Genomic DNA, 14,189 nt, shown 5'->3' on the forward strand with positions numbered 1-14,189 from the left:
GTCGGTACCCAGGGGTGCCGACCACCTGACCTTTTACCGACCACCCGCCTGCGGTAGCGGGATCACGGCACCCAGGCGCAGACCGCGTGGCCCGCGCCGGACAAGACCAGGTTGCCCGCGTCGTGCGGCACGAAGACCGACTCGCCCTGGACGAGGCGCTGCGGTCCGTTCTCCGAGCGGTCGGCGTCGAGCTTCAGCTCGCCGGCCAGGCACAGCAGGATCCGGGGACCCGTGGCGGGCAGCGCGACCGGTTCGGCGGGGTCGACGTCGGCCGTCGTGAGGGCGAACTCCGTGACCGGCACACGGTAGGTGTGCACCTGCCCGCGGCTGCCCGCCGTCGTCATCTCGGGGATGGACGGCTGCTGCGGGGCGAACACGGTGCAGGCGACGAGGTTCTCCTCGTCCACGAGCTTGGTGGTGAGCCCGGCGCGCAGCACGTTGTCGGAGCTGGCCATGATCTCGATGCCGAGCCCGGACAGGTAGGCGTGCACGACGCCGGCGGGCGTGAAAGCAGCCTCACCCGGCTCGAGCGAGAAGCGGTTGAGCATGAGGGACGCGATGGCACCTGGGTCGCCGGGGTGCTGCTCGGCGAGGTCGACCACCGTGCGGTCTGCACGCTCGAACGGCGAGCCGGCCGCCAGGCGGGCCCGCACCGAGTCGAGGGTGACCTCTATGTCGGCCGCGCAGGCCTCGTCCGACCGCGCGGACAGCAGGTGGTTGAAGGCCTGGCGCATACCGTCGTGGCTGCGGTCGCGCAGCAGGGCGGCGCGGACGCTGTCGACGAGGTCGCCCGGCAGCCCCTCCAGCACGTCCAGGATGGTCCGCGGGGTGCGGAAGCCCGCAAGCCCCTCGAACTGGGACAGGGCGACGACCATCTCGGGCTTGTGCTGGTCGTCCTTGAACGACCGCTTCGGCGACGAGAGCGGCAGACCGGCCTTGTTCTCGCGTGCGAAGCCCTCTCGGGCCTGCCGCGGCGAGGGGTGCACCTGGAGCGAGAGGGCCTTGCCGGCCGCTAGCACCTTCATCAGGTACGGGAGGCGGGGGCCGAACTGCTCGGCCACCCGGTGGCCGAGCGTCTGCACGGGCGCCTCGCGGACCAGCCGGTCGAGTGCGACGTCCTCGTTCTCGACGACGCTGGACGACGGCGCGCTGGTGTGCGCGCCGAGCCACAGCTCGGCCTGCGGGCCGCCGTCCGGGTCGGCACCGAGCAGGTTCGGAATGGCGTCGACGGACCCCCAGTCGTACCGCTGGATCGTATTGGTCAGCGGCATGGGCGCGTGAAACTGGGCAACGGCAAGCACCGCGTCAGGATAGCCCGGTGTCGAGGAGCAGATGCGGGGGCTGTCTGTGGGTGACGTAGGGTTCCCGGTCCCCATGAATCGCGAGGTCAGGCTTCGGCCTGTTCGAACCTGCCAGTCTTCTCCGTGTCGCTCGGCACGTCGAAGCCGATCGCCGAGCCGTTCGCGACATCGGCGTCGAGGCGCAGCTGGGCCTCCTGCCAGAGGCGCCCGAGGAGCAGGTCGTGGTCGTCCGTGTAGTGCTGGGGTTCTCCAGGGCACGGCGTCAGCTCGCCGAAGACCACACCGTTCCGCGTCTGGTAGAGGTCCACCCGGACGAACGCGAGGCCGGTCGCTCGCGAGATCCTCTCCGCAGCCGCGATGATCTCTCCGAACCGATCGGGAACCGGGATCGTCGGATCTGTTGTCCGGCTGATGGCAACGTCGCCGAGGTCGCTCCCGTCCGCTCCGAGGTACCGGTAGCCGACGCCCGAGCGCTCGCCGTGGCGGGCGACGCGGCGGAGCAGCACCTGACCGACGCGCCCGTAGAACATGTAGACCTTGACGTCGACCGGGATCTCGGAGTTGTCACTCAGATCCTTGATGAACTCCTCCGCGTAGAAGGGCGGCCTGATCCAGTCGTATGACGGTCGCGCGGTGTCCAGCTCCATCTCGGCGCGAATCCGTGCCCGTATCTCGTCGAGCGTGGTGGCATCGCCGGTGCTGATCAATTGGTACTCGCCGTCGAGCCGGCGAAGCGGGAAGACACCTCGGGAGGAGGCTCCGCCGATGGACTTGATCACGAACTCGTCGGGGAGCGAACCCAGCTCGATGCTGTCGAGATCCGGCCAGACCTGCAGATCTGCCGGTACCCGGACGCCGAGCGAGCCCGCGAGCGCCTTCGAGAAGAGCTTGTCGGAGACCCTGCTGCGTGGTGACCGGTTGGGGTGCTCGTGCGCAGCGTGGGACAGGCCGCGTTCGATGACCAGCATCCGGCGGAACGAGGGTCGGGCCTCGACCGAGCGCAGGTCCTTGCTCACGGCGGCTGCCGTGGCCAGCTGCTCACGGAGCTCTGCGACCTGGCGCCGCACACGCCGTGTGCGTACCCGCCCCTTGCGAGTCTCAGCATCCAGCTCCTCGACCTCGGCCTGCAGCTCCTTGGTCTTGGCCTGCAGTTCCGTCACGCGTTCCCGCAGCTCCGTCACAAGTTCGAGACGAGCAGCGAGGAGCTCGTCACGTCGTCGTACGGGTGGAAACCTGTCGACCAGGCTCCGAGCGAGCCCTCTTACCTGACCGGTCATGACAACGCATCTGCCTTCTGACGGTGACGGTTTGGCGGTAGCACCGGCAAGCCTAGAGGCATTCGTCGCCGTGGTGCGCCGTTGGTTGCCGCAGTCGACGGTCCGGCGCGGCGTAGGCTGACCGCGTGGCATTCGACCTCTCCCAGATCATCAAGGCGTACGACGTCCGCGGCACCGTCCCGGACCAGCTCTCACCGCAGGTCGCGCGTGCGATCGGCCAGGCATTCGCTCGCGCCGTCGTCCGGCCCGATGCGGGCGCGCCACAGGGCTCCGGGCCGGGTGAGGCTGACACCTCACCCGGCGTCGTGGTGGGCCACGACATGCGTGACTCCGGCCCCGAGCTCGTGGAGGCGTTCGCCGCCGGGCTGACCGCCGAGGGTGTAGACGTGATTCGCATCGGGCTGTGCTCCACCGACGGGCTGTACCACGCCTCGGGTGCGCTCGGCCTGCCGGGTGCGATGTTCACCGCCAGCCACAACCCCGCCGCCTACAACGGGATCAAGCTGTGTCGCGCTGGCGCGCGGCCTGTCGGCGAGGCCACCGGCCTCGCTGACGTCCGCGAGGTCGCTCAGGGGATCCTGGACGACGACGACGCGCGGCCCGCCGAGGCCGGCCAGGTGCCTGCCGCGCCGTCCTCGGGTACCAGGAAGGGAGCTGTGACCGACCGCGAAACCCTCGCTGACTATGCCGCCTTCCTGCGCGGCCTGGTCGACCTGTCCGGGCTGCGTCCGCTCAAGGTCGTGGTCGATGCCGGGAACGGCATGGGCGGGTACACCGTCCCCGCGGTGCTCGGCGAGGCGGCAGGTATGTCGGCGCTGCCCCTGGATATCGTGCCGCTGTACTTCGAGCTGGACGGGACCTTCCCCAACCACGAGGCGAACCCGCTGGAGCCCGCGAATCTGCTGGACCTGCAGACCGCCGTCGTGGCGAACGAGGCCGACCTGGGGCTCGCCTTCGACGGAGACGCCGACCGGTGCTTCGTGGTGGACGAGCGAGGGGTGCCCGTCTCGCCGTCGGCCGTCACCGCCCTGGTGGGACTGCGCGAGGTGGAGAAGGAGAAGGCAGCCGGCCGCACACCCACGGTGATCCACAACCTGATCACCTCCCGGGCTGTGCCCGACCTCCTGTCGGCGGCGGGGGCCGAGGTCGTACGCACCCGCGTGGGCCATTCGTTCATCAAGGCGGAGATGGCCGAGCGGGACGCGGTGTTCGGCGGGGAGCACTCGGCCCACTACTACTTCCGGGACTTCTTCTTCGCCGACACCGGCATGCTCGCCGCGATGCACGTCCTGGCCGCCCTGGGTGGCCAGCCGCACCCGCTGTCGGCGCTCGCGGAGATGTATGAGCCGTACGCCGCCTCCGGCGAGATCAACTCGACCGTGCCCGACGCCGCCGAGGCGACCGAGCGCGTGCTGGACGCCTACCGGACCGCGTATCCGGGGGTCGTGGTGGACCGGCTCGACGGAGTTACCGTGTCCCACTGGGACGACCAGCCGCAGTGGTGGTTCAACCTTCGTGCCTCGAACACCGAGCCGCTGCTGCGGCTCAACGTCGAGGCCGCCGACGAGGACATCATGGTCAAGGTGCGCGACGACGTCCTGTCGCTGGTGCGTGCCGAGACCGACGACGCAGGAGGAGCAGCATGAGCACCCACCCGACCATCCAGCTGGACCCGTGGGTGCGTGAGATCCTGCGCTGCCCCGTGACGGGCGCGGAGCTGGTGGACGGGACCGGGCCCGACGGCGAACCGGAGCTGCACTCGACCGACCCGGACCGGCCGTTGGCCTACCCGGTGCGGGACGGGATCCCCGTACTGCTGGAGTCGGACGCCCGGGCGCTGTGAGCACCTCGACGTAGTCAAGAGTCCAGGAGGTTCCTCGATGTCATCCGAGGTGGAGCCGCACTCGGCGGCATCCGAAACAGGCCCGCCACCCGGTTCTGCCACCGACCGGATACTCGCCTCAGGTGTGTTCGACGTGGAGTGGTACCAGCACCAGGCGGGTCTGACCTTCGCGGACCAAGCAGAGGCGGTCAGCCACTACGTCGAGGAGGGCCGGCGAGCGGGATGGTCGCCGCACCCCCTGTTCCTGCCGGCACGCTTCGATCCGAAGCGGTGGGATCACGACGAGACCGACCCGCTCGTCGCATACCTCGAGGGCGCGAACGGTGCCTGGGAGAAGTCGACGTCGCCGCTGTTCGACCCGGCGCCTGCCCACGGTCCGCTGCGTCCTGACCGAGCCCCGCTGGCGTCGTTGCTGGAGGACGGCGATCCACAGACTCTGCCACTGGCACCCGACGCCTGCTGGTTGCGTGACGGGGTCACCCTTCCCGACGTGCGCGAGGCTCTGCGGGAGCAGGTAGGCGAGCCGGTCGATGAAGTCGATGAAGAGGCGACATCCTGGCGGGACAGTCCGGCCGCGAACACCGTGCCGGGGCTGATGAGCGTCGTGGTCACCGACTGTGCCTCGACGTCTGAGGTGCTTGCCGCCCTGGGCGCCATCGAACCGGTGACGCGGGCCGCGGACGGCCGGCCTGCGCAGCCCGTCGAGGTCGTCCTCCTTGTGCCTGACGAACGTCACCAGGTCTCTGTCGGGCTCGCGCTGGCCCGTCTTGCCCGGTGGGACGTGCGGGTCGTGTCGGTGTCCGGGCCTGCGGGGACGGTCGCTGCTGTCACCGCGGCGGTGCACGGCTCCCGCGGCGAACACACGCTCCTGATGTCCGCGCGGAACGGATTCAGGGAAGGGACGCTTGCCGACTGGTGCACCGCGTTCTCGGAGTCGGGCGCAGCTGTGGTGCACCCCCTCGTGCTCAGCAGCCGACACCTGGTCAGCGACGCCGGCGTGGTCTACCCGCCCTATGGAAAGGACCCGGTCCCCTTCCTGGGAGGCATGCACCCGGACAGCGTCGAATGGCCCGCGCGGTGGTTCTCCGTACCGGGCGCGCCGGTTCCGCTGCTGGCCCGCACGGAGTCCGTTCGCGCGGTGCTGAGTGACGACAAGGCCGGCGACCTGTGGGCTGACGTCAGCCTGTCGCAGCGCCTCGCCGTGCAGGAGGGCCGGCCTGTCGTCGTCGTGCCCGACCTGGTCGGGATTCGGAGAGGAGGGGCTGTGGCGTTCGACAGCTCGCCCCAGCCGGAAGAAGATCTCCTGGCGTTCCGGACGACCTGGCGACAGGTACCGTCCGGCTCGGCCGACCTCTTTCAGGCCTTCGGCCTCTCCCCGGTCTTCCTGGGCGTCTCCGCACTGAGCGCCCCCGAGAAGGAGCGGTCCTGGACGCGGGCGCTCTGGCTCCAGGCCGAGGCCAGGATCCAGGTCGTGGAGTCTCCGCCGTCACTGCGCTGGGCGATCAAGACCGCGGCGCCGTCGGCGGATCGCAAGCGTCAGTGGGGCGACTTCCATTTCGCCAACTCGCTGGCGGACGCATTGCGTGCACTCGGCCAGCGTGCCGTCGTCGACCACAGGCGCAACGACGACCGGTTCAGCTCGTACACCGATGATGTCGTCGTGACGCTGCGTGGGCTGTTCGCCATGACACTGCCCACGAACGTGACCAGTGTCGCGTGGGTCATCAGCCACCCCGACGCGGTGACGGCACGCGAGCTCGAGTCCTACGACCTCCGGTATGCAGCGAGTCCTGGCTGGGCCCGGGACGTCTCCTCGACGTGGGGCCTGCCGGTCCGGCCGTTGTTGCAGTGCACCGACCCGAGCCGCTTCTACATCGACGACGAGCCCGTCCCGGAGGTCGTCGGCAAGGCGGTGTTCGTGGGGAACTCGCGGGGCGAGGCCCGGCCGGTGGTCATGCATACCGCAGCCTCCGGAACGCCGATCGCTGTCTACGGTGAGCAGTGGGAGGAGTTCCTGCCCCCCGAGACGGTCGCCGGGACGTACGTGCCCAACGAGATCCTCCGCCGGTACTACCGTTCGGCGGCCTGGGCGCTCAACGACCACTGGGCTGACATGCGAGACCGCGGCTTCGTCTCCAACCGTGTGTTCGACGTCCTCGCATCGGGTGGCCGGCTGCTGACCGATGAGATCGAAGGACTCGACGAGATCACCCGGACCGTGCTTCCGGAGCGTGGTCTGGCTCGCTTCAGGACCACCGAGGACCTGGACGCCGTGCTCGCCGAGGAGAGCGGAGCCTGGTACGACGAGACGTCGTTGCGCGCGCTGTCCGATTACGTCCGCAAGGAGCACAGCTTTGGTGCGCGGGCCCAGGTCCTTCTCGAGGACGTGCTCGCCCACCGCGCTGCGCGGCGGGCGTCGGAACGTGACGACGCAGGGTCCAGCTGATTCCTGCGGCAGGCTCGGTGCGATTAGGATTGCAGCGATTTGCGCGTCCGCCCCCATTCATTCTCGGAGACCTCATTGCACACGCCACCACTCGTCTCGATCGTCCTTCCGGTGCACAACGACGAGGCCTGGGTCGGGAACGCGCTCGAGAGCTGTCTGCGCCAGTCGAACGGGCAGTTCGAGGTCATCTGCGTGGACGACGCCTCGACCGACGGCACGAGCAAGGTCATCGAGGGCTATCAGTCCCGGGACGAGCGCATCCGGCTGATCCGGCTGGAGCGGAACGGCTCGGCGTTCCAGGGGCGACGGGCCGGCATCATGGCGGCGGAGGGCGAGTACGTCCTCTTCCTGGACGGTGACGACGAGTTCGCCCCGGACGCGGTCGAGAAGGCGTACGCGAAAGCACACGCGACGGACGCTGACCTGGTCGGCTTTGGTGTCGAGGTCATCAACCCGGACGGTCAGAAGGTCGGCGGATACCAGAAGCGCCTGGCGCCGATTCATCATTCGCTCAGCGGTGACGATGTGTTCAGCGGTCTCTTTCCGGTCGGAAAGGCGGCGCAGGGCCAGCTGTGGCGATACCTCTTCCGGGCCTCGCTGCTCCGTGAGGTCTACGGGACGCTTCCGGCGGACCTGGTGCTCCCGCGGGTCAACGACCTCCCGATCATGTTCCTCACGGCAGCACGCGCCCGGAAGTACGTGTCGATCACGGACAAGCTCTACCGGTACTTCTTCCGTCGTGGGGGGAGCGGGCACGCGGTCGCGGACGTCGCCCAGTTCGCGTTCTACATGGGCGCGATCGATTCCGTCGAGAGCATCCGCCCGGCGCTCGAGTCCCTGACGGAGACCCGGAAGGATCCTGCCGAGCTGATCAACAGCTATGAGTCGGCGAGGCTGTCGATGATCGCCAACGTGATCGGCTTCCTGCACAACAACATGAGCGGTGACCTGCACGGGGCCTGCCTCGACCTGCTGCACACCCGTGTCCCGCCGGTGGACGTCGTGCTCGCGGCGGTGACCCACTGCCCGGAGGTCCTCTCGGCCCTCGCGACGAGCGGCACCCGGATCGAGGCCGGTGAGCGCCCGGTGCGGAGCGTGCTGCTGACCACCAAGACGGTCACGACCGGTGGCGTCTCCGGCGTGCTCCTCTCTCAGGCGCACTACCTGCTGGAGGCCGGGTACAAGGTCACGATCGTCGCGCACCGCAAGGACAGCGTGCTCGACGGCGTGCCCGAGGGTGCGAAGTTCATCGAGCTGCAGGGCAAGGGGCTGCCCGCCCGGGTGCAGGAGTGGGCGCAGATCTGCCGTGACGAGGAGATCGACGTCGTCATCGACCAGCAGATCCTCTACAGCCGTCAGTGGCCGTCGTACGCCCTGATGGCGCGTGCGCTGGGCGTGCCGACGATCGGATGGATCCACAACTTCGGGCTGCGGCCGATCTACGACCAGAACGACCTGACGTCATTCCTTACCAACCACCTCAACGCGCTCGCGACCGCCGTCACGCTGTCCCCGCTCGACGTCGCCTACTGGAAGCTCCGCGGCATCGAGCACGCGGTGTACCTCCCGAACCCGCCGTCACCGCTGCTGATCGAGTCAGCCGCCATGGAGCTGACGAAGGAGGCGCCCGCCGGCCGGATCGAGCTGGTCTGGTGGGGGCGCCTGGACGAGCGCACCAAGAAGCCTGGCGAGCTGCTCACCATGGCTCAGGAGCTGCGTCGGCTGTCGGTCGACTTCCAGCTGACGATCATCGGGCCGGACTGGAAGGACTACACCGTGGGGGACCTCGTCTCCGCGGTGGAGAAGAAGGGTCTGGCCGATCACGTGCAGGTCGTCGGGCCGCGCCGGGGTGCGGAGCTGATCCGGTCGATCGACGCGGCGCACCTCTTCGTGACGACGAGCATCATCGAGGGATACCAGCTGACGCTCGCGGAGGCTCAGGCGCGCGGTCTGCCGGTGGTCATGTACGAGCTGCCGTGGCTGGTGCCCGTCCAGGACAACGAGGGCATCGTCGCTGTCCGCCAGGGCGACGCGGTGGGGCTCGCTCGGGAGGTCGCGGCCTTCGCCGACGACCGTGAGCGGTACCTCAGGTACTCGCGGGCGTCGGTCAAGGCTGCCGAGCGGATGACCTCCTACGACATGTCGAGCCTGTACCAGCAGCTGCTCCAGGGCGCGTTGCCTCCCGAGTTCGCACCGGAGCCGACGCTCGACGACGCCCGGCAGATCCTGGACTGGACCGTCTTCTACGCGGAGACCAGCTTCGCGGACAGCGCGGTGAAGTCACGCGGCCTGGCCGGCAGGCGGAAAGCGCGCGCGACCGCTGCGGCCGGGAAGGTCCTGCCGGCCAGGAAGGTCTCCTTGGCGCGCAGGGTGGCGAGGCGGAGCATCCGGACCTTCCCCGCACTTGGACCAGTCCTACGGCGAGTGCGGAAGGCACTGCCGTAAGAACGCGCCTGTGATGTCTGGAAAGTGAGGACTCCTGGTAGGAGTGAGCTGGTCGAGGCCAGCTACTTCTACCAGGAGTCCGGGTGCCGATATCGCGGCGGTGCCATGACCGCCCGATCCGTCAGGCAGTCAGAGGACGGAGTCCATCGCCTTGTGGATCCGCTCCCGCAGATCCGTGAGTGTGGCCCGAGAAGTGTCGATGGCGGGGGCCAGGTTCGCGCGGTGCTCCACGACCTGGGGGGCGAGCTGCGCGAACTCGTCGTACGGTCCGGTGAGCTCGCCGAGACCCGCGGATTCGAGCAGACGCTTGATCTTCTCCGGGTTAGCGGCTGACCCGAGCGGGTAGGCACCCTCCGTCGCACCGATGATCAGTCCGTGAGCGCGGTCGCTGATCACCGCGAGCGACCTGCTGTAGACGTCGCGGACGTGGACGTCGAGATCGTGGTGGCTGGTGCTGGCCGCCACAAGGTACTTGCCGCCGAGCTCCTCGGCGATGCGCACGGCGCGGGGAGCGTCGCGGGCCACCTGGGCGACGGTGACGATCTCGGTCGACGTCTGCTCGGCGAGGGCGCGGATTGCGTCGAACCACGAGGCCTCCGGCCACGGCCGGCCGAAACGCATCGTGATCGGCAGCAGCGGGCGCTCGGACTCCGGGGCCCACTGCGAGGTCGGCGTGCCCATCGAGTAGGCCCAGTCCGGCGCGACATCGCCGAACCCGGCGCCGTCGCGTGACGGCTGGTCCCGCCACGACACGATCGCCGCGTCCCGCAGCACCTCGTGGAACGTGACCGTCTCTGCCGCGACCTGGGGCGATCGGATCCCGATCCCGGCAACTATGACAGCGCCCCCGGCAGCGACCGCCTGCTGAAGGCCCGCGACACGGCCGCGCTTCGGGTACGTGGCGCCGGGACGCGGGTTGATCTCGCCGGCCTCGAAGAGATGGACGGGGCGAACGGCAGCCCTTGAGGCGGCGCCCCACTTCGACGCCTTGGTGTAGACACGGTCCTCGGGCTTCAGGGGAAGTCCGGAGACATAGTCCGAGGTCTTGCCCTCCAGAAGCACGTGGAAACGGCGGCCCTCGCCTCGGGCGGCCAGGAGAAACCCGGCACGCAGCGCTGAGTCGCCGAGATTGTCGTCCTGCCCACCGAGGTTGACAAAGACATCTTGGACACGGTTCGAGTTCACGGTGGGGAATCCTAATTATGCGAGTCGCGGTGTCGGCGGTTATCAGGCTGACGTGCACAGGGTCGCAGTGGACCCGCTGAGACCTGCCATTGTGACTGCGGACCGGAGCACAGCCACGGTCCACGTTGGTATCGTAGCCTGGTGTCGAACGTTACTCATCCCGCTGCCGAGCACGATCAGATTCTTGTCTACGCGTCTCAGCGACAGCCATACCACATCCTTTCCTACATCGACCAGATCGTCGCGAACAAGACGACCCCAGGCGTCGAGTTTCGCTTCTTCGAGGGCAAGCTTCCTCATGCCGACATGGACGTGATTCACCTGCACCGGTCGACGGTGCTCTTCGGCAAGGGAAGCCGGTGGAAGCGGCTCGCGAAGATGGCTGACTTCGTGCTGCAGGCCAAGCGCCGCAAGATCGCCGTGGTGCGGACCCTCAGTGGTGCCGACGCCAGCGGCAGGGGCGGCAGGCTGCGCCTGGCCGCGAACCGGTTGCTCGATCAGGTGACGACGTCGTACATCGTGCTGGACGAAGTGACGCGAACCCCGAAGGGCCGTCCCGTCACGCTCATCCCGCACGCGCACTACCGGGAGCGGTTCCTGGGTTACCCCCGCTCCGCGCAGGTGCCCGGCCGACTGCTCCGGATCGCGGCCAACCTCCCCAAGGGCGTCGCGCCGTCTCTGGAGAGCTTCTTCCTCACCGAGACGCCAGGGCTGTCGCTGCGCGTGGTGGGCAAGCCGACGGCGGCGTACATCGGGCTCAAGGGGATGGCCGCGCGTGACCCGGAGAGGGTCACACTGCGCCTGGAGCACATCTCGGATGGTTCGACCGTGCAGGAGATCAGCGCGGCCGAGCTGGTCCTGGTCCCCAAGGTGGCCGAGCTCGAGGACATGCAGGTGCTGTACATGGCGCTGTCTCTCGACCGCCCCGTTCTCGTGCCCGCCACGGAGCTGACGCGACGTCTTGCCAAGGCTGTCGGCGCCGGGTGGATCAGCCTCTACGAGGGCGGTCTGACCGCTGAGGCGATCGACTCCGCGGTGAAGGGCCTGCGCGCGACACCGCCGTCGGGCAGTCCGCAGCTTGACGGGCCTGGCCTGGCGGAGACGTCGGAGATGTACCTCAAGGTCTTCCGGGACGCGGCGGCCGCCGGCCGCCGGTGAGATGCGGGTCGGCGTGCTCCGGTAGGTTCACGCCGGAGACCATGAGCCAGGACGGAAACCTTGACCACGCTGAGCATCATCGTGCCGGTCTACGACGCGGCCACGTTCCTACCCAACTGCCTCGCGACGATCAGGGCGAACCGACGCGATGACTATCAGTTCATCCTGATCGACGACCACTCCACGGACGAGACACCCGAGATCATCGAGCGTGCGGCGCAGGACATGCCCTGGCTGACGACCCTGCGCAACCCGGAGAACTACGGGGTGGCACGGTCCAGGAACATCGCACTGACGCATGCCGAGGGCAGGTACCTCACCTATCTCGACGCCGACGACTGGTACCACGTGGGACACCTGGACCGGACCCTGGCCGCGTTGCAAGGACTGGGCGTCGACTTCGTCCGGACCGATCACGTGCGGGTGGACCAGATGAAGCGCGTGATCGAGCGAGCGCCCGAGGAGCGTCGGGACGTCGTGCTCGACCCGAGGTCGCAGATCGGCGAGCCGGGCTACCGAACCACGGTGGACTACCCGTTCCTGTGGGCGGGGATGTACGACAGGGAACGGATCGACCCGACGCTGTTCTCGTTCGACGAGTCCTTGCGGACGGCCGCGGACCGTCCGTGGTTCTGGCGCCTGCACCTGAACACGGAGTCCACGGCCGTGGTGGACCTGAACGGCTACTTCTACCGCAAGGACGCCAACCCCACGGCGCTCACCCAGGCGGGCAACTCGAACACGCTGCACTTCCTGGATGCCTATGCCGGCATCCGCGACCTGGCAGTCGGCTCGGGCAATGCCGGGTACGTGGACAAGGCGGCGTACGGGGCGTTGCGGATCGTCGAGTTCCACGTGGCCCGCCGTGCCAGGTTGTCCCACGAGCTGCAGCGCGAGCTGTACCACCGGTCGTCAGCGTTCCTGAACTCGTTCCCGCCGGAGTCCATCCGGACCGCGTTGCGGCACTTCGACCTGCCCAAACGGATCGTGCTCGGGAAGATCCTGCGAATCGAGACGGACTGACATGGACCAGCTCTTCGTCGCTCCCACCTTCCTGGCGGCCGCCAGCATGGCGACCGCCATTGACGACGGTCTGTACGCCGACGCCGGCACGAAGGTGCTGATGACGACCGGCACCTCAACGATCCCGGAGCTCGGGGTCGGCCTGGCGGAGCAGCCCGGTTTTGACGAGATCGGCCGGCGGTTCGACCGGGTGGTGTCTCTCAACGAGACCATCTACCCGCATCACCCGTGCTCGTGGAGCCCGGCGGAGGATATCGAGCGCTGGCACGGGATCGTCGCGGCGGCAGTAGGTCTGCGCGAGCCGTTCGGGATCACGCTCCAGTCCTTGCCGGTCAAGCCGTCGACATCGATTCTGCGGGTCTTCCAGGAGGGTCCGGTCGATGTCGTCTCCGACGGGTTGGCGAGCTACGGCCCGACGCGGATGCCCGTGATGCGGCAGGTGGCGCCACGCCTGCGCCGGCTGCTCTACCTGGACCTGGCGGGCGGGCTGGACCCGGTGCTCCTGCGCGAGCACGGGGTGGAGAACGTGGTTCTGGCCTCGGCGGGTTTCCGGGACGTGGTGGCCGAGTACGGGAAGGCGACGGCCTCCGCGTCGCCGAGCGAGGAGCGGGTCGATACGATCCTGCTCGGGCAGTACCTGAGCGCGCTCGGGTTGCTGTCACAGGACGAGGAACAGGAGCTGCACGAGAAGTTCCTCCGGGTGGCCGCGGGACTCGGGTATCGGCGGGTCGTGTTCAAGCCCCACCCGAGCGCGCCCCCGGCGTTCGCGCGCCGTCTGCCGGACCTGGCCGACCAGCTTGGTGTGCGGCTGCAGGTTCTCGACGACCCGGTACCCGTGGAGGTCTTGTACGACAGGCTGCGGCCTGCCGCCGCGATCGGGTGCTTCTCGACCGGGTTGTCGACGGCGGTCGAGGTCTACGGGATGGCTGGGTACGCCGTCGGAGTGGACGAGGTGCTCGAGCGGCTGCCGAAGTTTCAGGACAGCAACCGCATCCCCCTGGCGATCACCGACGTTCGCCTGAACCGCGTGGACCTTGCGTCGGACGGCACCCTGGTCGAGCGTGATCCCGTCGAGATCGACGTGCAGCTGCTGGTGGACGAGATCGCGCACGCGATGCAGCCGACGCGCCGCCCAGGTAGCGGATCGGGTGACCGGAAGCGGCTACTCGCAGAGCATCCCTGGACCGTGAAGTACTTCGCCGGAGCCGGTGACGTCGGTGGCCGGACCCACCTGGACGCACCCGGCGACGACCAGCGTCTCGCAGCTGCTCGCGCACTGGCCAGGAAGGTGAGGACCCGGCTCCGGCGCGACGCGGGACGAGTCGTGCGCAAGGTGTCCCGACGGTCGAGAGTGGTCCGCACGGCGAAGGCGTTCGTGAAGGCGGTCATGTTCCGGCCGCACTGAGCTGGCCGGAGGCCCCCGTTGGTCGAGCCGCCGCGTCGCTCCGCCAGCACAGGTCGAAGTCCTCGAACCGCACAGGACCGCCCGGGACAACCGAGTTCCAGGTGAG

General features: G+C 68.7%; 10 protein-coding genes. 7 read left to right on the forward strand and 3 right to left on the reverse strand.

Going from position 1 to position 14,189, the window contains the following annotated elements; genetic code table 11:
- Positions 1-62: 62 nt before the first annotated feature.
- Both manA and AB0F40_RS25790 read right to left on the reverse strand, forming a co-directional pair.
- Positions 63-1,271 (reverse strand): mannose-6-phosphate isomerase, class I, encoded by a 1,209-nt coding sequence (gene manA / locus AB0F40_RS25785; RefSeq protein ID WP_357474698.1) that lies wholly within the window; start codon positions 1,269-1,271, stop codon positions 63-65.
- 116 nt (positions 1,272-1,387) lie between these two features.
- Positions 1,388-2,461 (reverse strand): ATP-grasp fold amidoligase family protein, encoded by a 1,074-nt coding sequence (locus tag AB0F40_RS25790; protein WP_357474701.1) that lies wholly within the window; start codon positions 2,459-2,461, stop codon positions 1,388-1,390.
- A gap of 242 nt (positions 2,462-2,703) precedes the next feature.
- On the opposite strand from AB0F40_RS25790, the gene AB0F40_RS25795 reads away from it, so the two are divergent.
- The 4 genes from AB0F40_RS25795 (at position 2,704) to AB0F40_RS25810 (ending at position 9,312) form a co-directional block, all read left to right on the forward strand.
- On the forward strand, positions 2,704-4,224 hold the full coding sequence (locus AB0F40_RS25795) for a phosphomannomutase/phosphoglucomutase (RefSeq protein ID WP_357474704.1): 1,521 nt from the start codon (positions 2,704-2,706) through the stop codon (positions 4,222-4,224).
- Entirely contained in the window at positions 4,221-4,421 is a 201-nt protein-coding gene (locus tag AB0F40_RS25800) for a hypothetical protein (RefSeq protein ID WP_357474707.1), read from the forward strand. Before AB0F40_RS25795 ends, AB0F40_RS25800 begins: the two co-directional genes overlap by 4 nt.
- Positions 4,422-4,458: 37 nt before the next feature.
- A complete protein-coding gene (locus AB0F40_RS25805) occupies positions 4,459-6,867 on the forward strand; it encodes a hypothetical protein (RefSeq protein WP_357474709.1) in 2,409 nt (802 codons plus the stop codon).
- Positions 6,868-6,942: 75 nt separating this feature from the next.
- The gene (locus AB0F40_RS25810) at positions 6,943-9,312 is read left to right on the forward strand and encodes a glycosyltransferase (RefSeq protein ID WP_357474711.1); all 2,370 of its coding nucleotides are present in this window, start codon (positions 6,943-6,945) and stop codon (positions 9,310-9,312) included.
- A 129-nt stretch (positions 9,313-9,441) separates the two neighbouring features.
- On the opposite strand, the gene AB0F40_RS25815 is transcribed toward AB0F40_RS25810, so the two are convergent.
- Complete coding sequence (locus AB0F40_RS25815) at positions 9,442-10,497, reverse strand: hypothetical protein (protein ID WP_357474713.1); 1,056 nt, start codon at positions 10,495-10,497, stop codon at positions 9,442-9,444.
- 141 nt (positions 10,498-10,638) lie between these two features.
- Here AB0F40_RS25815 and AB0F40_RS25820 point away from each other — a divergent pair, with 141 nt between their 5' ends.
- The 3 genes from AB0F40_RS25820 to AB0F40_RS25830 are packed head-to-tail and all read left to right on the forward strand — an operon-like array spanning position 10,639 to position 14,083.
- Positions 10,639-11,655 (forward strand): hypothetical protein, encoded by a 1,017-nt coding sequence (locus tag AB0F40_RS25820; RefSeq protein ID WP_357474715.1) that lies wholly within the window; start codon positions 10,639-10,641, stop codon positions 11,653-11,655.
- A 60-nt stretch (positions 11,656-11,715) separates the two neighbouring features.
- Positions 11,716-12,678 (forward strand): glycosyltransferase family 2 protein, encoded by a 963-nt coding sequence (locus tag AB0F40_RS25825; protein WP_357474717.1) that lies wholly within the window; start codon positions 11,716-11,718, stop codon positions 12,676-12,678.
- A 1-nt stretch (position 12,679) separates the two neighbouring features.
- On the forward strand, positions 12,680-14,083 hold the full coding sequence (locus AB0F40_RS25830; protein WP_357474720.1) for a polysialyltransferase family glycosyltransferase: 1,404 nt from the start codon (positions 12,680-12,682) through the stop codon (positions 14,081-14,083).
- The last annotated feature ends 106 nt before the right edge of the window (positions 14,084-14,189 follow it).

Origin of the sequence: Promicromonospora sp. NPDC023987, assembly GCF_040639055.1 — a bacterium.
In the GTDB taxonomy this organism is placed as follows: Bacteria; Actinomycetota; Actinomycetes; order Actinomycetales; family Cellulomonadaceae; genus Promicromonospora.

What these genes read in the sequence shown, in the direction of transcription:
- manA (WP_357474698.1), bottom strand. Translation starts at nt 1,271, where the DNA reads ATGCCGCTGACCAATACGATCCAGCGGTACGACTGGGGGTCCGTCGAC.
- AB0F40_RS25805 (WP_357474709.1), top strand. Translation starts at nt 4,459, where the DNA reads ATGTCATCCGAGGTGGAGCCGCACTCGGCGGCATCCGAAACAGGCCCG.
- AB0F40_RS25800 (WP_357474707.1), top strand. Translation starts at nt 4,221, where the DNA reads ATGAGCACCCACCCGACCATCCAGCTGGACCCGTGGGTGCGTGAGATC.
- AB0F40_RS25830 (WP_357474720.1), top strand. Translation starts at nt 12,680, where the DNA reads ATGGACCAGCTCTTCGTCGCTCCCACCTTCCTGGCGGCCGCCAGCATG.